At 65.6% G+C, this 244-nt stretch carries 1 protein-coding gene; it reads left to right on the top strand.

What is annotated here, in order from left to right:
* Positions 1-40: 40 nt before the first annotated feature.
* A partial coding sequence (locus tag SB764_RS43745; protein ID WP_410867270.1) for a hypothetical protein occupies positions 41-244 on the top strand: 204 nt, incomplete at its 3' end.

Genomic DNA, 244 nt, shown 5'->3' with positions numbered 1-244 from the left:
CCCGGGCATCCGCTCCCGCGAAGGGCGCAAGGCGCACGCCTTGGCGATTTCGCTCAAGGCCATGGTCGCGCCAGGCGCCTTGCCGTTTGACGCCTGCGACCTGGCCAGCCAGCTCATGGATTTGGTGCTGGACAACCGCTGGAACCTGCCCCAGCCACAGTGTGATCTGCCGACGAATATCGTCGCCGCTCCCACGCCTCGGGCTGGCGCAGGGATGGACTATGACACCTGGACGGTTTCTTTC

Source organism: Paraburkholderia sp. SIMBA_027, from assembly GCF_046535315.1.
In the GTDB taxonomy this organism is placed as follows: Bacteria; Pseudomonadota; Gammaproteobacteria; order Burkholderiales; family Burkholderiaceae; genus Paraburkholderia; species Paraburkholderia tropica.
This window is presented reverse-complemented; position numbering and strand designations above follow the sequence as displayed.